Origin of the sequence: Cupriavidus cauae (assembly GCF_008632125.1) — a bacterium.
GTDB classification, from domain to species: domain Bacteria; phylum Pseudomonadota; class Gammaproteobacteria; order Burkholderiales; family Burkholderiaceae; genus Cupriavidus; species Cupriavidus cauae.
In genome coordinates this window covers 152,711-173,783 of the sequence record NZ_VWRN01000053.1, presented here as the reverse complement: position 1 = coordinate 173,783, position 21,073 = coordinate 152,711, and the positions used below count along the sequence as shown (strand labels likewise).

14 protein-coding genes, 1 tRNA gene and 1 pseudogene are annotated in these 21,073 nt (G+C 68.6%); 7 read left to right on the top strand and 9 right to left on the bottom strand.

Annotation, left to right across the window (positions count from 1 at the left end; translation table 11 throughout):
- Window positions 1–116: 116 nt before the first annotated feature.
- The 3 genes from F1599_RS19775 (at window position 117) to F1599_RS19765 (ending at window position 3,138) form a co-directional block, all read left to right on the top strand.
- Window positions 117–1,481 (top strand): replication-associated recombination protein A, encoded by a 1,365-nt coding sequence (locus tag F1599_RS19775; protein ID WP_150084505.1) that lies wholly within the window; start codon window positions 117–119, stop codon window positions 1,479–1,481.
- A 144-nt stretch (window positions 1,482–1,625) separates the two neighbouring features.
- The gene (serS, locus tag F1599_RS19770) at window positions 1,626–2,939 is read left to right on the top strand and encodes a serine--tRNA ligase (RefSeq protein ID WP_149317849.1); all 1,314 of its coding nucleotides are present in this window, start codon (window positions 1,626–1,628) and stop codon (window positions 2,937–2,939) included.
- A 109-nt stretch (window positions 2,940–3,048) separates the two neighbouring features.
- Window positions 3,049–3,138 (top strand) — tRNA-Ser (locus F1599_RS19765).
- Between the two features lie 115 nt (window positions 3,139–3,253).
- On the opposite strand, the gene F1599_RS19760 is transcribed toward F1599_RS19765, so the two are convergent.
- The 3 genes from F1599_RS19760 to F1599_RS19750 form a co-directional block, all read right to left on the bottom strand.
- Entirely contained in the window at window positions 3,254–3,550 is a 297-nt protein-coding gene (locus F1599_RS19760) for a DUF4351 domain-containing protein (protein WP_150084202.1), read from the bottom strand.
- Between the two features lie 303 nt (window positions 3,551–3,853).
- Window positions 3,854–4,807, bottom strand: a complete 954-nt coding sequence (locus F1599_RS19755) for a glutamate/aspartate ABC transporter substrate-binding protein (protein ID WP_150084201.1) — start codon at window positions 4,805–4,807, stop codon at window positions 3,854–3,856.
- Window positions 4,808–4,934: 127 nt separating this feature from the next.
- A complete protein-coding gene (locus F1599_RS19750; RefSeq protein WP_150084200.1) occupies window positions 4,935–6,197 on the bottom strand; it encodes a D-amino acid dehydrogenase in 1,263 nt (420 codons plus the stop codon).
- A 125-nt stretch (window positions 6,198–6,322) separates the two neighbouring features.
- On the opposite strand from F1599_RS19750, the gene F1599_RS19745 reads away from it, so the two are divergent.
- Window positions 6,323–7,276 (top strand): LysR family transcriptional regulator, encoded by a 954-nt coding sequence (locus F1599_RS19745; protein ID WP_150084199.1) that lies wholly within the window; start codon window positions 6,323–6,325, stop codon window positions 7,274–7,276.
- 42 nt (window positions 7,277–7,318) lie between these two features.
- On the opposite strand, the gene F1599_RS19740 is transcribed toward F1599_RS19745, so the two are convergent.
- The 3 genes from F1599_RS19740 to F1599_RS25970 form a co-directional block, all read right to left on the bottom strand.
- A complete protein-coding gene (locus tag F1599_RS19740) occupies window positions 7,319–8,674 on the bottom strand; it encodes an MBL fold metallo-hydrolase (protein ID WP_150084198.1) in 1,356 nt (451 codons plus the stop codon).
- Entirely contained in the window at window positions 8,671–10,845 is a 2,175-nt protein-coding gene (locus F1599_RS19735) for a S8 family peptidase (protein ID WP_190286414.1), read from the bottom strand. The genes F1599_RS19740 and F1599_RS19735 overlap by 4 nt, the downstream gene beginning before the upstream one ends.
- A gap of 182 nt (window positions 10,846–11,027) precedes the next feature.
- Window positions 11,028–11,174, bottom strand: a complete 147-nt coding sequence (locus F1599_RS25970; RefSeq protein WP_190286413.1) for a hypothetical protein — start codon at window positions 11,172–11,174, stop codon at window positions 11,028–11,030.
- A gap of 15 nt (window positions 11,175–11,189) precedes the next feature.
- Here F1599_RS25970 and F1599_RS26550 point away from each other — a divergent pair.
- Window positions 11,190–12,029 (top strand): annotated as a pseudogene (locus F1599_RS26550) (phosphatase PAP2 family protein); the annotation flags it as partial.
- A 148-nt stretch (window positions 12,030–12,177) separates the two neighbouring features.
- On the opposite strand, the gene F1599_RS19725 reads toward F1599_RS26550, so the two are convergent.
- On the bottom strand, window positions 12,178–13,671 hold the full coding sequence (locus F1599_RS19725; RefSeq protein ID WP_223819773.1) for a hemolysin family protein: 1,494 nt from the start codon (window positions 13,669–13,671) through the stop codon (window positions 12,178–12,180).
- A 320-nt stretch (window positions 13,672–13,991) separates the two neighbouring features.
- Here F1599_RS19725 and F1599_RS19720 point away from each other — a divergent pair, with 320 nt between their 5' ends.
- Both F1599_RS19720 and F1599_RS19715 read left to right on the top strand, forming a co-directional pair.
- On the top strand, window positions 13,992–14,735 hold the full coding sequence (locus F1599_RS19720; RefSeq protein WP_223819806.1) for a transporter substrate-binding domain-containing protein: 744 nt from the start codon (window positions 13,992–13,994) through the stop codon (window positions 14,733–14,735).
- A 129-nt stretch (window positions 14,736–14,864) separates the two neighbouring features.
- Complete coding sequence (locus tag F1599_RS19715; RefSeq protein ID WP_149317858.1) at window positions 14,865–15,524, top strand: amino acid ABC transporter permease; 660 nt, start codon at window positions 14,865–14,867, stop codon at window positions 15,522–15,524.
- Between the two features lie 73 nt (window positions 15,525–15,597).
- Here F1599_RS19715 and cphA (F1599_RS19710) read toward each other — a convergent pair whose 3' ends face one another.
- Window positions 15,598–18,171 carry a cyanophycin synthetase gene (cphA, locus tag F1599_RS19710; RefSeq protein ID WP_149317859.1) on the bottom strand — a complete coding sequence of 858 codons (2,574 nt, stop codon included), beginning with the start codon at window positions 18,169–18,171 and terminating at the stop codon, window positions 15,598–15,600.
- Between the two features lie 130 nt (window positions 18,172–18,301).
- Window positions 18,302–20,950 (bottom strand): cyanophycin synthetase, encoded by a 2,649-nt coding sequence (gene cphA, locus F1599_RS19705; protein WP_150084195.1) that lies wholly within the window; start codon window positions 20,948–20,950, stop codon window positions 18,302–18,304.
- Window positions 20,951–21,073 lie beyond the last annotated feature (123 nt).

Below are 21,073 nucleotides of genomic sequence, written 5' to 3'. Positions count from 1 at the left end.
GGTGACGTGCCTTGGTGACGAGCACCGACACCTGCACCGACACCTGCGCCGACCTGCACGGACATCTGTACCGCAACCCGCGCGCCGCCCGCACTGAAACCCAAGCCCTGACCACCGTGCCGGACTCGCTGTTTTCCGAACCCTCCGACGCTTCCCGACAACCGCTGGCCGAACGGCTGCGCCCGCGCAATATCGACGAGGTCATTGGCCAGCAGCACTTGCTCGGCCCGGGCAAGCCGCTGCGCGTGGCGTTCGAATCGGGCGAGCCGCATTCGATGATCCTGTGGGGGCCGCCCGGGGTCGGCAAGACCACGCTGGCCCGCCTGATGGCCGATGCCTTCGACGCCGAGTTCATTGCGCTGTCGGCGGTGCTGTCGGGCGTCAAGGACATCCGCGAGGCGGTCGAGCGCGCCGAGCAATACCGCGCGCACGGGCGCCGCACGCTGGTGTTCGTCGACGAGGTCCACCGCTTCAACAAGAGCCAGCAGGACGCCTTCCTGCCGCATGTGGAAAGCGGCCTGTTCACCTTCATCGGCGCGACCACGGAGAACCCGTCGTTCGAGGTCAATGGCGCGTTGCTGTCGCGGGCCGCGGTCTATGTGCTCAAGAGCCTGGACGACGCGGAGCTGCGCCAGCTTGCACTGCGCGCCAGCGAGGCGCTGGGCGGCGTGGCGTGGGACGACGAGGCGCTGCAGCTGATCGTGTCGTCCGCCGACGGCGATGGCCGCAAGCTGCTGAACAATATCGAGATCGTCGCGCGGGCCGCGCGTACCGCCGGCGCGCAGACGATCGACAAGGCGCTGCTCGGCAGCGCGCTGTCGGAGAACCTGCGCCGCTTCGACAAGGGCGGCGATGCGTTCTACGACCAGATCAGCGCGCTGCACAAGTCGGTGCGCGGCTCCGATCCCGACGCGGCGCTGTACTGGTTCTGCCGCATGCTCGACGGCGGCGCCGATCCTCGCTACCTGGCCCGCCGCATCGTGCGGATGGCGTGGGAGGACATCGGCCTGGCCGATCCGCGCGCGGCACGCATGACGCTGGACGCGGCCGAGACCTACGAGCGCCTGGGATCGCCCGAGGGTGAACTGGCGCTGGCGCAGGCGCTGATCTATCTGGCGGTCGCTCCCAAGTCGAACGCCGGCTACAACGCCTACAACGCGGCGCGGGCCTTCGTCGCCAAGGACAAGTCGCGCGCGGTGCCGGTCCATCTGCGCAATGCGCCGACCAAGCTGATGAAGGAGCTGGGCTACGGGCATGCCTACCGCTACGCGCACGACGAGCCCGAGGCCTATGCCGCCGGCGAGCACTATTTCCCCGACGACCTGAAGGCGCAGGGCTGGTACCAGCCCACGCCGCGCGGCCTGGAGGGCAAGATCTCGGACAAGCTGCGCCATCTGCGCGAGCTCGACGACGCCTGGCACCGGCGCCAGAAGAGCCAGGTGGCGGCCAAGGGCGGCAAGGCGGACGAGGGCGACGGCTAGCGCGGTCGTGGTCCGCGGGCCGCGAGCCGCAGGCCGGTACTGCGGCCGGCTCCTGTCGCGGTGCAGTAAAATGTGCGGTTCGGCGGCATGCCTGCCGCATCCCGATCGCTCCGATCGCTCCGACCGCACGCTTTTCCCGCAAACATGCTCGACATCCAGCTGCTCCGCAAAGACCTCGACGCCGTGGCGCAACGCCTCGCCACGCGCGGATTCCAACTCGACCTGGGCGCCTTCCAGGCGCTCGAAAGCGAGCGCAAGCAACTGCAGACCCGCACCGAGGAACTGCAGGCCCGCCGCAACACGCTGTCCAAGCAGATCGGCATGGCCAAGGGCAAGGGCGAGGACGCATCGGCGCTGATGGCCGAGGTCGGCGGTATCGGCGACACGCTGAAGGAATCGGCGGCGCGCCTGGACGACATCCAGGCCCAGCTGCAGCAGCTGATGCTGTCGCTGCCGAATCTGCCGCACGACAGCGTGCCGGTCGGCAAGGACGAAAACGACAACGTCGAAGTGCGCCGCGTCGGCACGCCGCGCAGCTTCGACTTCGCGGTGCGCGACCACGTCGACGTGGGCGAGCGGCTCGGCCTCGATTTCGAGAGCGCGGCCAAGATCACCGGCTCGCGCTTCGCGGTACTGCGCGGCGGCATCGCGCGCATGCATCGCGCGCTGGTCCAGCTGATGATCGACACCCATACGCTCGAGCACGGCTACACCGAGATGTACGTGCCGTATATCGTCAATGCGGCGTCGATGCGCGGCACCGGCCAGCTGCCCAAGTTCGAGGACGACCTGTTCAAGGTGCCGCGCCAGGTGGGCGGCGAGGGCGCGGACGGCGGCGAGCGGATCGAGAACTACTACCTGATTCCGACCGCCGAGGTGCCGCTGACCAATCTGATGCGCGACGCCATCGCGTCGGCCGACGAGCTGCCGCTGCGCTTCGTCGCCCATACGCCGTGCTTCCGCTCGGAGGCGGGCTCCTACGGTAAGGACACGCGCGGCATGATCCGCCAGCACCAGTTCGACAAGGTCGAGCTGGTCCATATCGTGCGCCCGGAGGATTCGTTCGACGCGCTCGAGCAGCTGACCGGCCATGCCGAGGCGATCCTGAAGAAGCTGGACCTGCCGTTCCGCACCATCGTGCTGTGCACCGGCGACATGGGCTTCGGCAGCACCAAGACCTACGACCTGGAAGTGTGGATCCCCGCGCAGAACACCTATCGCGAGATCAGCTCCTGCTCGAACATGGGCGACTTCCAGGCGCGCCGCATGCAGGCACGCTACCGCGCCGGCCAGGGCAAGCCCGAGCTCGTGCACACGCTGAACGGCTCGGGCCTGGCCGTCGGCCGCACGCTGGTGGCAATTCTGGAGAACTACCAGAACGCGGACGGTTCGGTCACGGTGCCGACCGCGCTGCAGCCGTATCTGGGCGGCCTGACGCGGCTGGAACCGGAGGCCTGAAGCCGGCGAAGCCGCGAGCAGGAAGTCATGCGCAAAAAGGCGCCGACCCTCTTGCAGTCTGTTTTTGACTTCTCTATAATCTCGGTTTCGCCGCAACGCGACCAGTTCAGGAGAGGTGGCAGAGTGGTCGAATGTACCTGACTCGAAATCAGGCGTACCGGCAACGGTACCGTGGGTTCGAATCCCACCCTCTCCGCCAGTAGTGCAAAACCCCCGAAGGCCTGCCTTCGGGGGTTTTTGTTTTTGGGCGATGCGATTTGCTTTGCCCGAGCGCTCAGCCCGAGCCCACGCCGCCTGACGAGGCATCTCACTCGTCAGACGTCTCTCGATTCTCCGTTCGGATCCTCAAAGACGTCATCGAGGCACTGCGCGGCGCCGAGACGGTCGACCCATGCTTCCAGTTGCACCGGGCTGGCGACGGCGATTCGGGACGCAATATCCGGCGGGAGCGGCCCGAAGCGCTGGACCAGGACTTTCCGCAGCACATGCGCTTCACCTTCCTGCTTGCCCTCCAGCTTGCCTTCGAGCACGCCGGCTTGCCGGTAGGTATGCAACGATAGCACCAGGCTCATATTGACCTCCATCAGGTTGACCAATTCGGGCAGCAACAAGACACCTTCGCTCCAGCGTGTCGTAGTCAAGGCTGTGCAGCCGGTCGACCGGAATGAATCCCGTAATCAGTTCGCGCACCAATTGAGGGGCGGAAAACAGCAGCTTGTAGCAAGAGTCGTAAGTCGGAACCATGATCGGCAATGCTGGGGTTGAGACCTGCGTAGCTTGCCGATCGCGCCACATCGAAGCTTCTGAAAAATGCACGCACTTTACGTTTCGGATGGAGGCGTGCCCACAATGAGAAAAGTCCGCATCGGCAGTGCGCGCCGATGCGGACTTCTTTCAGCCAGGGACCGAGAAGCTTACTGGAACGCCTTGTCGTTCGGGTTCGCGAACAGGTCCTTCATCTCGGCCGACAGCGGGTAGTTCATGTTGATGCCGCGCGGCGGGATCGGCGACTGGAACCACTTCTTGTACAGCTGCTCGGCCTTGCCCGACTTCATCAGGTCGGCGATCACGCCGTCGGCGAGGGCCTTGAACTGCGGATCGTCCTTGCGCAGCATGCAGGCGTAGTTTTCCGTCTGCAGCGGCGTGCCGGCGACGGTCCATTCGCCCGGATTCTTGGCCTTGGTCAGTTCGCCGTACAGCAGCGGCTCGTCCATGACGAACGCGACCGCGCGGCCGGACTCCAGCATCAGGAAGGCCTGGCCGTGGTCCTTGGCGCCGGTCAGGTTCATGTTCATCGCCTTCTCGCCGTTCATCTTGACCAGCAGGCGTTCACCGGTGGTGCCGGCGGTGGTCACCACGTTGCGGCCCTTCAGGTCGTCGAAGTCCTTCACGCCGGCGTCCTTGCGCACCAGCATGCGGATGCCGTAGACGAACAGGCTGTTGGTGAAGCCCACCTGCTTCTGGCGCTCGAGGTTGTTGGTGGTCGAGCCGCATTCGAGATCGATGGTGCCGTTCTGCATCAGCGAGATGCGGTTCTGCGAGGTGATCGGGATCATCCGCACCTGCAGGTTCGGCATGTTCAGCTGCGTCTTCACCTTGTCGACGATCGCCATCATGATCTCGTGCGAATACCCCATGACCTCGCGGCCATTGGTATAGGAGAACGGGATGGACGACTCGCGATGGCCCAGGGTGATCACGCCGTTCTGCTTGATCTTGGCCAGTGTGTCGTTCTGCTGGGCATGGGCGGCGCCGATGGTGCCGAACGCACCGCAAGCGAGCGCGGCGGTCAGCAGCGCGGCCAGCGCGGGTCGCAGCGAACGGCGCGCCGGTCGTGGCGCGATGCGGGTGGCGGTAGGCAGTTTCATGGTCAGGCTCTCCTTGGTTGTGGAACGGCTCTTGTTGAAACGCGACATCGATTGTGCTGCTGGCAAGGGCCGTGCAAGCGGCGGCTCCTCGTTCCGCTCTTGTGTCCGTACGCGCCGCAGCCGGGCGCTACGCCAGCGTTGCGCTGTAGTCCGCGGGGTCGACCGCGGGCGGCCGCCCCGCCATCGTATCCGCCAGCAGGCCCGCGCTGCCCATCGCCAGCGTAAACCCCAATCCGCCGTGGCCGATATTGAGCCACAGGTTGCGCAGCCGCGACTGTCCGATCAGCGGCAGGCCGCTCGGTGTGGCGGGGCGCAGCCCGGCCCAGGGCTGCAGGTCGGACAAGGGACGGTCGCCGGCGATGCCGCCGAATACCGAGCGGGTCTCGTCCAGCAGCGTCGCGGCGCGGCGTTCGTCGATCCGCGTATCGGGCCGCGTCAGGTCGGCCATGCCGGCCACGCGCAGCGTGTTGCCGATGCGGGCATAGACGATCTTGCGCGCGAAGTCCGTGACGCTGATATGCGGCGCCTGCGCGCCGGTGCCGACGGGTACCGTGATGCTGTACCCCTTCAGCGGCCACAGCGGCGCGCGCAGCCCGAGCGGGCGCAGCAGCGTCGCGCTGCCGATGCCGCCCGCCAGAACCACTGCGTCGGCGGCCTCGAAGCCGTTGTCGGTATGTACGCCGCGGGCCGCGTCGCCCTGGCGTTCGATCGCGCGCACCGCGGTGCCGAAGCGCAGCGACACATTGGGATGCTGGCGCAGCAGATTGGCCAGCCCGACGCAGAAGCGGTGGCAATCGGCCACCTCCTCGCTGGGCGTATGGATGGCGCCGGCGATCTGGTCGCGGATGCCGGCCAGCGCCGGCTCCAGCGCGACGCAGGCGTCGCGGTCCAGCGCGTGCTGCTCGCTGCCGAGACCGGCCTGGAAGTCCAGCAGCCGGCGCGCGGCATCGAAGCTGGCGGCGTCGCGATGGACGATCAGCTTGCCGCGCCGCGCAAAATCGAAGTCGATCTGGTGCTCGTCCAGCAAGGCCCGCATGCGGTCGCGCGAATGGAAGGCCAGCCGCAGCAGCTTGCGCGTGGTGGCGTCGCTGCGCGAGGCATTGCAGGCGCCGACGAAGGCGGCCAGCCAGCGCCATTGGGCCGGGTCCAGCCGCGGCCGCCACTGCAGCGGTGCGTCGCGTCGCAGCAGCCAGCCCGGCACCTTGGACAGCACGCCGGGACCGGCCAGCGGCGCGACATAGCTGTAGCTGAGCTGGCCGCCGTTGGCGAAGCTGGTCTCCAGCCCCGGGCCGTCGCGCCGCTCCAGCACCGTGACCTCATGGCCGTCGTTGGCCAGTTGCCAGGCGGTGGCCATGCCGACCACGCCGGCGCCGGTGATCACCACCTTCATTGCCGTATCCGTCCCTACCGGTTTGCGATCCCGCAAGGGTAGAGCAGGGCGGCCCGGCTGCCCAATGCGAAGACGTGCCAGAATATGTCTTTCGGCTATACCCTGCCCGGCCCCCCGGAATTCCCATGCGCCTGCGACAGATCGAGATCTTCCGCGCCGTGATGCTGACCGGCACCGTCAGCGAGGCGGCGCGGCTGCTGCATGTCTCGCAGCCGGTGGTCACGCGCGTGCTGCAGCATGCGGAGGCCTCGCTCGGCTTCCGCCTGTTCGACCGCGCCAAGGGCCGGCTGCGGCCGACGCCCGAGGCCACCGCGCTGTACGGCGATGTCGAGCGGCTATATGGCGAGATCGACCGCGTGCGGCGGGTCTCCGAGAGCCTGCGCCACAAGGGCGCCGGCCGGCTGCGCGTGGCGGCGACGCCCAGCCTGGCCGATCCGCTGCTGGTGCCGGCGCTGCAGCGCTTCTGCGCCCGTCATCCCGACACCCAGGTGCAGGTGCTGACCCACCATACCGACGAGATCGTGCAGGGCCTGCTGCGCAACCAGATCGATATCGGCTTCGCCTTCGCGCCGCCGCCGCACGAGGCGATCGCCGCGCAGACCGTCGCCGAAGGCCGCATGCTGCTGGCAGTGCCGCGCGGCCAGCCGCTGTCCGGGGCGACGCGGCGCACGCCGTTGCCGATGGCCAGGCTGATGGACCGCGCCTTCATCGGCTACGACGATCACAGCTCGCTTGGCCTGATGGTGCGCCAGCTGCTGGCGCGCAATGCGCTGGAGCCGCGCTCGACGCTGGAAGTCCAGACCTATTCGCTGGCGCGCAAGCTGGTCGAGAGCGGGCTGGGCGTGGCGCTGCTGGACCAGTACACCGCCCTCGGCAGCGATCCGCAGGCGGTCTCGCTGCACGAGATCCAGCCGGCGATGGCCTTCGAGATCCAGATGCTGCGCGCCAGCCATCGCGGCATTCCCAGCCTGGCCGAGCAGCTGCGCGAGCGTTTTGCCGAGGCCGCGCAGGAACTGGCGGGGCAACTGGACCGGCGCCTGTCCGCGCCGGCGGTCGCCTTCGAGCACGCTCTCAAATAGCCGCCGGATCGCGCACCGACATGGCCGCGCCGATGCTGCCGCTCAGCGCAGCGTCAGGCTGGCGTAGGCGCCTTCGACGAAGCGCACCCGCAGCCGCGGACCGTGCTTGCGCAGCGCGGCGTCGGCCCAACGCTGGACCCGCTCCATGTGGGCGATATGGCTTTGCTGGGTCTGCGCCGCGGCGGTGGTATTGAACCAGAACGTGAAGGGCCGCGATTCGGCCTCCGGCGCGCGTGCCCGCTGCTCGGCGGAGCCGACGCGCGCGGCCAGCAGGGCGTCGAGCACGGTCAGCTCCGGGTTGGTATGCGCGCCGTTGCCGCAGAACAGGTAATGGTCGGCCGACACCGTGCGGCAGAACGCCGGCGACATATTGTGCTCGGAGCCGTGATGCTGGACCTTCAGCACGTCGACGTGCAGCGCGCCATCGCGCAGCAGTTCGGCCTGCTTCAGCCCGGCCAGGATCATGTCGGGATGCGCGTCGCCGGTCAGCAGCACGCGACGGTCTTCCTCTTCGACCAGCAGGATCAGCGACGCGATATTCGGCGTGGTGACGCCCTGGTATGACGGCGTGCCCTCCCACTCGCGCAGGTCGAACGGATCGTCGGCCCGGCCGCCGGCCATCGCCAGCAAGCCGCTGGCGTAGCGGTCGCGGATGGCCTGGGCACGCAGCCGATTGGCGGGATCGCGCAGCCAGTGGTTCCAGCCTTCGCGCAGCCGCTTCAGTTCCGCGGCGGTGGGGCCGAGCACGCGGATGCGCAGCGAGCCGAGCGCCTGCGCGGCGGCATCCGGCCGCGCGATGATCAGCTTGCCGGCCGACGCCGACGCCGACGCCGACGCCGACGCCGACGCCGGCGTTACCACCTCGCCCAATGGCGGATTCAACGGAATATCGAGCAGGTCGGCCTTGACCAGCCGGGACACCCGCAGCGCCTGCGGCACCGAGTTGGCAATGCGGGCGTACTCGCGCCCGAGCACCTCGAGCGGCTCGACGTGGCTGGCCCGCAACGCCCGCGCGCTGGCCGCGAGCAGCGAGTGGATCGGTCCCGCGTTGGCGCCGATCTGGTCGTGGAAGGCGTTGTGCCACAGCGCGCCGATGCGCGGCACGCGGCGCGACGCCGGCTTGGCCGGCGGATCGCCGCGCTCGGCGTGGTAGTCGTAGACCTTCCATTCGAGCGCGGCCTCGAGCATCGCGAGAATGCCGCCCAGATGGTCGTCGTCGATATGGGAGACGTAGACCAGATCGAGCATGGCGTCGTCGCGCGCGAGCCGCTCCAGCGACGGCGCGACGAAATCGCGCATCGCCGCGCCGGTGCCGCCATCGCACAGCATCCGATGGCCCGACGCCGCCTCGATCAGCAGGCAGTCGCCCTGATAGGACTGGAACAGGCGGATCTTCATGCGCGCCTCCGCGCTGGTGGGTCACGCCGCTCGCGGCGCTCGTCGAAGGCGCGCGCCTCCTCGATCGCGGCGACCGGGTCGATCAGGCCGTAGCCCGCGTCGTTGCGCCAGGCGTAGTCGTGCGAGGGCAACGGCCGCGCGGTGCGCCGCAGGATCCCCTGGCACTGCGCCGCCGTCAGCGTCGGCTTGGCGGCCAGCATCAGCCCGATGACGCCGCACACATAGGGACTGGCCATGCTGGTGCCGGTCATCGCGACCCAGCCGCCGCCCTCGACGAAGCCGTTGGCGGCGACGATGCCGGTGCCCGGCGCGCAGACGTCGGGCTTGTTGCGCCCGTCACGGGTCGGCCCCTGGCTGCTGGAGATATGGACCCGTGCCTGCTCCGCGTCGGCGTTCGCCACGCCGATCACCCAATGCGCGCAGGCGAGCGAATTGATCGAATGCGAATCGACGTTGGTCGCCTCGGCGAAGAACGACGGAAAGCGGTAGGCCGCCAGCTCCCGCCGCCGCTGCAGCTCCATCGGATCGTCGCGTTCGATCCATGCGTGAAAGCTGCCGTCGCGGATCTCGTCGCCATGCAGCCGCACCTTCCACACGCCGGCCGTGATCGGCGTATAGGCGCGCGCATCGAGGAAGGGCGACAGATAGACGCCGATGTAGTTGTCGCCGTTGGACGGATGGTAGAGCTCGTTGTAGACCGACAGCACGGTGCCATCAGGCAGCCTGCGGTTCTCGATGTACTGCCGCGGCGCGACCTCGTACCACTCGGTGGAGCCCGGCGGCTGCACCGAGACCGTGAAGCGGTCCTGCGCGCCGTACCAGATCTCCAGCTCGTTCTCGGACAGGTCTGCGATGCCGTCGCCGACCACGATCCATTCGAGTTCGACCGTCAGGCCCTTGGCCGCGATCTTGCCGCTGGTATGGATGCGGCCCATGATCCAGCCGAAGCGGTCCTCGTCGGTGGGACGCTCCTGTCCCGCATTGCCGGCCGCGATCGAGATCGCGCGGCCCGGCGTGGCGAGGAACGCGTCGAGCCAGCGGCAGGTGCCATTGGCGCCGTCGTGCGAGCCGCCGTTGGTCCCCAGGCTGATATTGATCGACAGCGGCAGGCCCTCGCGCTCGGCAACGGCCAGCAGATATTCGACCGCATGGACGATGCGCGAGGCATCGCTGAAGGTCCAGCGCCGCGCGGCATAGTCGTCGCCGGGCGGCTCGACGCTGATCAGCACGCCGGCGATCAGCGCACCGGGACACAGGCCCTGGTTGCCCGCCGCGATGCTGGCGACATGGGTCGCATGCGAGCCGGGCTCCTGCTGCGACTGGCGCTCCAGCTCGGTGGCGGGCGGTCCGCCCTTGCGCGCCGCCTGCAGCGCCGCGTTCAGGCGCTCGCGCGTCAGCTCGGCGCCATAGCCGAAGGCCTGCGGCGGCGGGCGGAAATCGCCGCCCTGATCCCAGATAGACAGGAAGCGCGTATTGCCGTCGGCATCGAGAAAATCCGGATGCGAGAAATCGAAGCCGCCCACATCGATGATGCCGATCAGCACGCCGGCGCCGCTCTGCGCCTGGCCATCGACCGCGACGCGCCGCGGCGTCGGTGCGATCGCCGCCGCTGCGGCCGGGCCGCGATCAGGGCGCGGCAGCCGCAGCGACAGCGTTTCGCTGCGGTGCACGTAGCGCACGCCCTCGAGCGCGGCCAGACCGCGCAACGTGGAGATCGGCACGGTGGCCGCGATGAAATTGCGCCGATGCAGCAGCGGCGTGGCGGGCTGCTGCCCGGGCCGGCGACGATGGCCGGCCTCGGCCAGCATGCGGTCGATCGCGCGCAGCACGTGCTCGGTATCGTCGGGTGCGCCCGGCTCGCGCGGCTCGGTCTCGACGATCACGTTGATGAAGACGTCGTCGGCCACCGGCATGGCCTGCTGCTTGGGACGCGTCACGCGGCCGCGATGCACGGTCAGGCAACTGTAGTCGCTGAGGCCGGCGGCAAAGCGGTCGCGTTCCTGCTGCTCGATCGCCAGCCGTCGCTCGGCCGGCTCGGGCAGCGCGGACTTGCGGGTCACCACGCATTGCGAATATTGCGCGCGCAGCTGGTTGACCGGCTCGCTGCCGTTGCTGACCTGGCGCAGCTTGGGATGCAGATGCTGCAGGGGTGGGGTATCGTCGCGGGGCATCGGGGTTGTCTCCTCGTCGCGCTCGCTGCATAGCCTAACGGCTTCGTGCCGGCGCGGCCACTGCAAATTTTTCAAGCGTGAGTTCAGTGCGATCGCTGCCTGATTGCGGCGCGGGCGCGAGCGACCCGGCAGCGTGGGCGCGACCCGGCGGCGCGGGCGCGATCCGCACGGCGCGCGTTCTATCATGCGGATTGACGCGGTGTTGTACCCGGCCCGGATGACACGGTCATTGCCGCGAGAATTACGAAAACACGGAACCTGCCCATGCCACCAATGGCGACGAAACGGATGACGAGATTGAGCACCAGATCGAGCACGAGATCGAGCACGAGCCAGAGGCCACGATGGACGAGCTGATCGCGGCCTGGCCTGCCTGGCTGCGCTTCGAGCAGCCCACGCCCGGCCTGCTGATCGGCGGCCTGCTGCTGTTCGTCGTGCTGGCCGTGCTGGGGCTCTGCCTGGTCCGCATCGCGCTGGTGCTGATCCATCCGGTGGTACGGCTGCTCGATTCGCTGCGGCACGTCGCGCGCGATGCGCTGCACGCGCGGGCTGGCGAGCGCTGGCCGCGGGTGCTGAAGCTGCTGGAGCGCGAGGTCGCCGAGATCCTGCTGGTCGTGCTCGCGGCCGCGGTGCTGCTTGGCAGCGGCGGCCTGCTGATCTGGCTTGCGGTGGCGGTGGCCGCGGAAACGCCGCTGGTGCGGGTCGACCAGGCGGTGTTCGCGTGGCTGCAGCAGGGCCGGCAGGACTGGCTCGACGTCGCGATGACCGCCATCACGGAATTCGGCGGCGCGCGCATCGCGGTGGCGATCGGCATCGCGGTGTTCGGCTGGCTGGCGTGGCGCCGCGCGTGGGCCGCCGCGATCTATTGGACGATCGCGTTGATCGGCGCGCGTGCCTGCGTGCTGGTGCTCAAGTACGGCCTGGCGCGCGGCCGCCCGGCCAGCATCTACGGCGGCGTCGAGTCGTTTTCATTTCCGAGCGGCCACGCGACCAGCAGCATGGTCACCTACGGCTTCCTGGCGTTCCTGCTCTGCGTGCGGCAGCCCTGGCGCGTGCGCATTCCGGTGCTGGCGGTGACGGCGACCGTGGTGGTCGCCATCGGCCTGTCGCGGCTCTATCTGGGCATGCATTGGCTGTCGGACGTGGTGGCCGGTTACGCGCTCGGCATGGCGTGGATCGTGATGCTGGCCACCGCCTATCTGACGCTGCATGTGCCGGCCAGGCTGTCGCCGGCGCCGCTGGCCGGCGTCGCCGCGGCGGCCGCGCTGGCAGCGGGCGCCTGGGTCGCGGTCTATCATCTGCCCCACAACGTGGAGCGCTATCGAGACGCCGCTAAGGCCGTGCCCGTTGTGCCGGCGCCGGGGCCGAGGCCGGAGATGGAGCGGAGTCCGGCGCGGCTGGATCGGCCGCCGGACCGGCCGGCGGCGCGACCGCCGGCGCCACGGGCTGCGGCGATGCCTGCGCCGGCTTAGGACCAGCGGCGCTGCCGGTGCTGGTGCCAGTACCAGTGCCGGTGCCAGTGCCAGTGCCAGTGCCGCGCCCCGCCGGCAGCCGCGACACCAGCAGCTGGTCGATCTTGTGGTGGTCGATGTCGAGCACCTCGAAGCGGTAGTCCGCGGTCTCGATGAACTCCGACTTCTTCGGGATGCGCTTCAGCGTGTAGATCACCAGTCCGGCCGCGGTGTCGACATAGTCCTCTGCCGGCAGCGTGTCGAGATCGAGCGCCTTCTTCAGGTCGACCAGCGGCGTCACGCCATCGACGAGCCACGAGTCCTCGTCGCGCCGCACGATCTGCTCGTCCTCCGACGAATAGAGGATGTCGCCCATCAGCGCGCCGACGATATCGTCGAGCGTGACGATGCCGACCACCAGCCCGTATTCGTTCATCACCACCGCGAAGCTCTGGTGCATCTCGCGAAAGCGCGTCATCGCCTCGGACAGCGTCAGCGTGTCGGGAATCACCAGCACGTTCTTGTCGTAGTGCCGCGCCAGGTTGGCGATCGCGGAATCCGCCTCGTCGGCCAGCATCGAGCGCAGGATGTCCTGCGATTCGACGAAGCCCTGCACGTCGTCCAGGTCGTGGTCGCAGACCGGATATTGCGCGTGCGGATACTTGACCAGCTTGCGCCGCAGGCTGTCGGGGCTTTCGTCCAGCGCGAGGTACACCACCTCGTCCCGCGGCGTCATGATCGCCGTCACGCTCTTGGAGTCGAGCTCGAACACGTTCTCGATCAGATGGATCTCGTGCTTGAGCAGCACGCCGGCCTCGGCGCCGGCATCGACCATCGCCGCGATGTCTTCGGACGTGATCTGCTCCACGGCCTTGGTCGGCAGGCCGAGCAGCTTCAGCGCGGCGTCGGCGGCGGCGTTGAACAGCCAGACCAGCGGCTTGAGGACCTTCAGCAGCCACAGCATCGGCCCGATCACCGCCAGCGCGCACGTTTCGGGGAAGCTCATCGCGATCCGCTTCGGAATCAGGTCGGCGAACTGGATGAACAGCAGCGTGACCAGCAGGAAGGAGCCGATATTGGCCATGCGCTGCGCGACCGTGTCGGTGAAATAGGGCGACAGCAGCGCGAAGGCGAAGTCCGACAGATGCTTCTCGCCCAGTACGCCGGCCAGGATGGCGACGGTATTGACGCCGATCTGCACGATGGTGAAGAAGTTGCCCGGCTCCTCCTTGAGCAGCATCACCTTGGTCGCGCGCCGGTCGCCACGCTCGGACAGCGTCTGCAGCTTGGTGCGGCGCGCGGCGGTCAGGGCGATCTCGGAGATCGAGAAGAAGGCGCTGATCAGGATCAGCAGCAGCAGGATCAGGACGAACATGGCGATGGCGGCAGGGGCCGGTGGCTTGAGGCCGGAGGGGCGCTTCGATGATGGTGCAGGCCGATGCGGACTGTCAATGAGAACGGAACGCCGCCTGGATCGGTCGTTATATAGCCATAATAAATTGTTATTTTTGATTCGATAGCGGTTGACTTACTCTGTGCCGGTACGCATGGCGTGCCGAAGCGCTACCGAAACGCTGCCGAAGCGCCGTCAGGCGCATGCACTATCATGCCGTCCATCAACTTCGTTTGGAGAACTCGATGACCTGGTTTCCCGCTGGCTGGATTCGCCCCCTGATCGCGGCGCCGCTGCTCGCCATGGCGATGGCCGGCGCCCATGCCGCCGATCTGCTCGACAACGTCAAGCAGGCCGGCGTGCTGAAGATCGGCCTGGAGGGCACCTATCCCCCGTTCGGCTATCGCGGCGCCAACAACCAGCTCGAGGGCTTCGACGTCGACGTCGCGCGCGCGGTGGCCGGCAAGCTGGGCGTCAAGCCGGAGTTCGTCACCACCGAATGGAGCGGCATCATCGCCGGCCTGCAGGCGGGCAAGTTCGACGTGATCGTCAATCAGGTCAACGTGACGCCGCAGCGCAAGCAGGTGCTGGATTTCTCCAAGCCCTACGTCTACTCGGCCGCGCAGCTGATCCAGCGCAAGGACGACAAGCGCGAATTCAAGTCGCTGGAGGATCTGAAGGGCAAGCGGCTGGGCGTCAGCCTCGGCAGCAACTACAACGAGCTGGCCAAGTCGGTGGCGGGCATCGACGTCAAGACGTATCCCGGCGCGCCCGAATATCTGCGCGACCTGGCCGCGCAGCGTGTCGATGCCGCGCTGAACGACCGGCTGATGGTCAACTACCTGATCAAGACGTCGAATCTGCCGCTGCGCGCCGGCGCGGTGGTGCAGGGCGGCGATACCGAGGTCGCGATCCCGTACCGCAAGGACAACCCCAAGTTCGCGCAGGCCATCGACCGCGCGCTCGACGATCTGCGCAAGGACGGCACGCTGACCAGGCTGTCGGTCAAGTGGTTCGGCGCGGACGTGACCAAGCCGGTCAAGTAAGCCGACGGATCGCCGAAAGGCAGACGGCAGTGCAATCGCACTGCCGTTTTGTTTTTTGGGGCACCACTTTATGATTCCGACTTTGCGCGCTCTCTTGCGCGGCCACTTGCGCCCCTGATCCCGCCTGCCATGCCATCCCTCCAACTGGTAATCGATTCGCTGCCCGTGCTGCTGCAAGGCATGGTGCTGACCATCAAGTTCGCGCTGTCGTCGATGGCCTTCGGGCTGGTGATCGGGCTGGTGGTCGCGCTGATGGGGATCGGCCACAACCGCGTGCTGCGGGCGATCGCGCGCGTCTATGTCAGCGTGATGCGTGGCACGCCGCTGCTGGTGCAGATCTTCGTGGTGTATTACGGCCTGCCGGGCATCGGCATCGCGCTCGAACCGACCCCGGCGGGGGTGCTGACGCTGAGCCTGAACGTCGGCGCCTATCTGTCCGAGAGCATGCGCGGCGCGATCCTGGGCATCTCGCGCGGGCAATGGCTGGCGGCCTATAGTCTCGGGCTGACGCCGGCGCAGACGCTGCGCTACGTGGTCGGTCCGCAGGCGCTGCGCATCGCGGTGCCGAGCCTGTCGAACAGCCTGATCAGCCTGATCAAGGACACCTCGCTGGTGTCGGTCATCACGGTCACCGAACTGCTGCGCACCACGCAGGAATTGATTGCCGCGACCTACCAGCCGCTGCCGCTCTACCTGGCCGCGGCGGCGATCTACTGGGTCTTGAGCACGCTGCTGTCGTTCGTGCAGCGGCTGCTGGAGCGCAGGTTGTCGTTGCCGGGGCGGCATTGAGGCGGGGTAGGGGAGACGGGGCGCAATTGCCCTCTCCCCAGCCCTCTCCCGCTCGGGGGAGAGCGCCAACCCCTCAAGCGGCTTCCGCGATCCGCTTCGCGATGTGGTCCAGCGCTTCCTCGACCTGATCGACCAGGATCAGGCACAGGTCGCCCGGCTGCAGGCGGCCCAGCGCGGTGTCGATGGCGAGGAATTCGCCGCGGATCTCTTCGACCGCGCTGGCGCGCGTGGCGCCTTCCAGCCCCTCGCGCAGCAGCGCCAGCACCTCGCCGTCGGCGCGTCCGCGCTGGCACTGGTCCTGGTACAGCACCACGTCGTCGAATACGCCGCCGAGGATCTGCGTCTGGCGGCGGATGTCCTCGTCGCGGCGGTCGCCGGCGCCGCTGATCACCACCATGCGGCGGCGCGCCGGCATCGTCTCGATCGCGTTGCACAGCGCCTGGATCGCGTCCGGGTTGTGGCCGTAGTCGGCGATCAGCGTGGCGCCGCGGTAGTCGAACAGATTGAAGCGGCCCGGCGCGCTGGCGGCGTCGCTGACGAAGGTCGCCAGGCCGCGGCGGATCACCGACCAGTCGATGCCCAGCGCCCACGCGGCCGCGGTCGCCGACATCGCGTTCTCGACCTGGAAGCCGATGCTGCCGCCGCGCGTCAGCGGGATGTCCTTCAGCGCGATGCGTACCTGCGTGTCGCCCTCGGCGGCGACCAGATCGCCGCCGTCGGTGAACACCACGCGCTTGCCCTGCGCGCGATGCGTGGCCAGCACCGGGTGCTCGGCATCGCGGGCGAAGAAGGTCACCGCGCCGGGGCAGGCGTCGGCCATGCGCGCGACCATCGGATCGGCGGCGTTGAGCACGGCCATGCCCTGCGGCGAGACGTTCTGCACGATCACGCTCTTGAGCACTGCCAGGTCTTCGACCGTGCTGATATAGGACAGCCCGAGGTGGTCGCCTTCGCCGACATTGGTCACCACCGCGACATCGCAGCGGTCGAACGCCAGCCCCTCGCGCAGCAGGCCGCCGCGCGCGGTCTCGAACACGGCCGCGTCGACGTCGGGGTGCATCAGCACGTTGCGCGCGCTGCGCGGGCCGCTGCAGTCGCCGGTGTCGATGCGCTGGCCGTTGATGTAGACGCCGTCGGTGCCGGTCATGCCCATGCGCAGGCCGCTGCCGGCCAGCAGATGGGTGATCAGCCGGACCGTGGTGGTCTTGCCGTTGGTGCCCGACACCGCGACCACCGGAATGCGGCCGTCGTCGCCGTCGGCGAACATCGTCGAGATGATCGCCTCGCCGACCGCGCGGCCCTTGCCGTAGGACGGCTGCAGATGCATGCGCAGGCCCGGCGCGGCATTGACCTCGACGATGCCGCCGGCCTGTTCCTCGAAGGGCTTGAGCACGGTCTCGCAGACCGCATCGACGCCGCAGATGTCGAGGCCGACCATCTGCGCCGCGGCCACCGCGCGCGCCGCCATCTCGGGATGCACGTCGTCGGTGACATCGGTGGCGGTGCCGCCGGTCGACAGGTTGGCGTTGTTGCGCAGGATCACGCGCGTGCCCTTGGGCGGCACCGATTCCGCGGTGAGGCCCTGCTTGGCGAGCGTGGCCAGCGCGATATCGTCGAAGCGGATCTTGGTCAGCGAGGTCGCGTGGCCCTCGCCGCGGCGCGGATCGCGATTGACCTCGTCGACCAGCTGGCGCACGGTATGCACGCCATCGCCGATGACCTGGGGCGGATCGCGCCGGGCCGCGGCGACCAGCTGATTGCCGACCACCAGCAGACGGAAATCGTGCCCCGGGATATAGCGTTCGACGATCACGTCGCTGCTGATCTCGGCCGCGACCTCATAGGCCGCCATCACTTCCTCGCGCGTGCGGATGCGCACGGCCACGCCCTTGCCCTGGTTGCCGTCGCGCGGCTTGACCACCACCGGCGCGTCGATCTCCTGCGCGACTTGCCAGGCTTCCTCGGCGCTGCACACCGAGCGGCCCTGCGGCACCGGCACGCCGGCCGCATGCAGCAGGCTCTTGGTCAGCTCCTTGTCCTGCGCGATCGATTCCGCGACCGCGCTGGTCATGTCGGTTTCCGCAGCCTGGATGCGCCGCTGGCGGCTACCCCAGCCGAACTGCACCATGCTGCCCTGCGTGAGGCGGCGATAGGGGATGCCGCGCGCGATCGCGGCATGGACGATGGAGCCGGTGCTCGGTCCGAGGCGCACGTCCTCGTCGAGCTCGCGCAGGCGGGCCAGCGCGCCGTCCAGATCGAACGGCGTGTCGTCGCGCGCGGCGCGGCACAGCTGCTGGGCGAGATCGAGCGCGAGGCGTCCGACCTCTTCCTCGCTGTACTGCACCACCACCTGATAGGTGCCGGGCTCGACGGTGGGCGAGGTACGGCTGAAGGTCACCGGGCAACCGGCGGCGGCCTGCAGCCGCAGCGTCGCGCATTCGAGCGCATGGGCCAGCGAGGCATCGCCGTGCGCATCGTCGGGGCGCAGCGGGCCGATGTCGGGGAAGCGGGCGCGCAGGCGCTCCTCGAAACCCGGCAGGTCCTCGATCGTGCCGGCTTCGTCGGGGCACGCGACGATCGCTTCGATCGCGGTGTGGCGGCACCACAGGTTCGGACCGCGCAGCGCGCGGATGCGTGAGACTTCCATCAATCAGTTTCCTATCGGTCGGTCGCCGGCCGGGCGGGGCGCGACCCCGCGGCAGGCGACCGTTCTATCCTTCAGCGCTTCAGAGTGTCGGAGCCTCGGCGCCTTGCCTCTGACCATCGATGCCGGCCGGTCAACCGCGCCGGGCCGGCTGGCCCAGCCAATGGTGGACCTGGTCCAGCGTGGTGCCGATGTCGGCCTCGTCGGCCTGCAGCACCAGCAGATCGCCCGCCACCAGCTGCGACAGCGCGGCCTCGACGGCCTCGCGCCGGCTGCCCTGGTCGATGATCTTGTTGACGCGGCGGCCTTCGTACAGTCCCTTCTTCAGCAGCGCGCGCGCCTCGCTGTCGGGCAACTTTCGCGTGACGCTGCGGTCTTCGCACAGGAACACGCGATCGAAGGCGGCGCCCAGCGCCTTGCCCTGCTCGATCAGGTCGGCGTCGCGGCGGTCGACGCCGGCGCCGAACACGGCCAGCCGGCGTTCGGACGGGAAGCGGTCCAGCGCCTTGGCCAGTGCCTCGAGCGCCGGCGCGTTGTGCGCGTCGTCGACGATCACCGTGGCGCCGTTGCGCTCGAACAGCGTGAAGCGGCCCGGCACGTCGAGCTGGCCCACGTCGAAGGTCATCACGCCGGCGCGGATCAGCTCGTGCGAGATGCCCAGCGCCCACGCCGCGGCAACCGCCGCCAGCACGTTCTCGATCTGGAAGCCGACGCGGCCCGCATAGGTCAGCGGAATCGCCGCGACGTCGGCCAGCGGCAGCTCGCTGTTGCCGGTGGCCAGCACGATGCGGCCGTCGCGCACGTACACCGCGCGCTTGCCGGCGGCGCGGTGCTGGGCGATCGCGGGCAGCTCGGCGCTGGCGCCGAAGAAGATCACGTCGCCGTCGCACAGCTCGGCCATCTCGACCACCAGCGGATCGCGCGCGTTGAGCACCGCGGCGCCGTGCTTGAGCACGACGTCGACCTGCGTGCGCAACACGCTGTACATCTTCTCGGCGTCTTCGATGTAGTAGTGCCCGAGGTGGTCGGGGGTATCGATATTGGTGACCACGCCCACCAGGCAGCGATCGTAGGCCAGGCCCTCGGACAGCATCGTGCCGCTGTCGTTCTCGAACACGGCCGCCTCGACGGCGCGGTTCTTCAGCACGCGGGTGGCGGCCTCCCAGTTGGCGCGATCGCCGCCTTCGACCAGTCGTCGATCCAGATACAGGCCGTCGCTGCAGGCCAGGCCCGTATGGCGGCCGGACAGCTGCAGCAGGCGCGCGACCAGCTTGGCGACCACGGTCTTGCCGTTGGTGCCGGTGATGCCGACCACGGGAATGCGGCCGTCGTCGGCCGGGGCGTCGCCGTCGGCCGCGGGCGGGAACAGATGATCGACGATGGCGCGGCCCACCGGACGCGGCGTACCGGCGGCGGGCTTCAGATGCATCAGCAGGCCGGGGCCGGCATTGACCTCGACGATCGCGCCGCCTTGTTCGGCGAGCGGGCGGGAGATGTCCTCGGCCACCAGGTCGATGCCGGCGATATCCAGGCCCACCACGCGCGCCGCCAGCGCGGCATGCGCGGCGACGCTCGGGTGGACGCGGTCGGTGACGTCGAACGCCACGTTGCCGTTGCGCTGGATCAGCACATGGCGGCCCTCGGGCGGCACCGACTCCGCGGTGAAGCCCTGGCGCTTCAGTTCGAGACGGGCGGCCGAATCGAGCCGCACGCGGTTCAGCGGATGATCCTCGGTGTTGCCGCGGCGCGGGTCGCAGTTGATCTGCAGTTCGATCAGCTCGTCGATGGTCGACTTGCCGTCGCCCACCACGCTCGCCGATTCCCCCATCGCCGCCGCCACCAGCCGGCCGCCGACCACCAGCAGGCGGTGTTCGTTGCCGGGGACGAAGCGCTCGACGATGACACCGCTGCCTTCCTCGATGGCGACCGCATAGGCGGTCTGCACTTCCTCGCGGCTGATCAGGTTGGTGAACACGCCGCGGCCGTGGTTGCCGTCGTAGGGCTTGACCACCACCGGCACGCCGATCTCCTCGGCGGCCTCCCAGGCGTCGTCGGCGCTCTGCACCAGCCGGCCCTCGGGCACCGGCACGCCGCACGATTCCAGCAGCGACTTGGTCAGGTCCTTGTCGCGCGAAATGCTTTCGGCGATGGCGCTGGTGCGATCGGTCTCGGCGGTCCAGATGCGGCGCTGGCGTGCGCCATGGCCCAGCTGGACCAGATTGCTGTCGGACAGGCGCAGCGCGGGGATACGGCGGTCGTCGGCGGCATAGACGATGCAGGCCGTGCTCGGGCCCAGCCAGTGGCGATCGATCAGGCCGCGCAGTTCGTCCACCGCCGCGTCGACGTCGAAGGCGCGGTCCTCGATCGCGGCCATCACCAGGTCGCGCGCGAGGAACAGCGCGGCGCGCGCCACGCGTTCGTCCCAGGCCGTCACGATGACCTTGTAGACGCCCACCAGCGGGGTCTCGCGCGCCTTGCCGAAGCCGCCGGGCATGCCGGCCAGGCTCAGCAGCTCCAGCGTCACGTGCTCCATGATGTGGGCGGGCCAGGTGCCTTCCTTCAGCCGCTGCAGGAAGCCGCCCCGTTCGCCGATGCTGCACCGGTGCTCGATCAGCGAAGGCAGCCAGGCCGAGAGGCGCTCGTAGAAACCGGGGATCTTGTTGGAGGGGTATTCCTCCAGTTCTCCGATATCGACCCACGCCTCCAGCACCGGCCCATATGTCCACATATTGGGGCCGCGCAGCGACATGACATCGAATATCTCAATGTCCTTTTTCTTCATTGAATTAGCTTGAGGCATGGGCGATGCGCCCGTGGGGCGGAAGTCTAACCTTTCAATAACGTTACAGCGTAGACCTGGTTGACTTCCCGACGAAAAAGCGTTTGTGCGCCGCGACAGACGCCG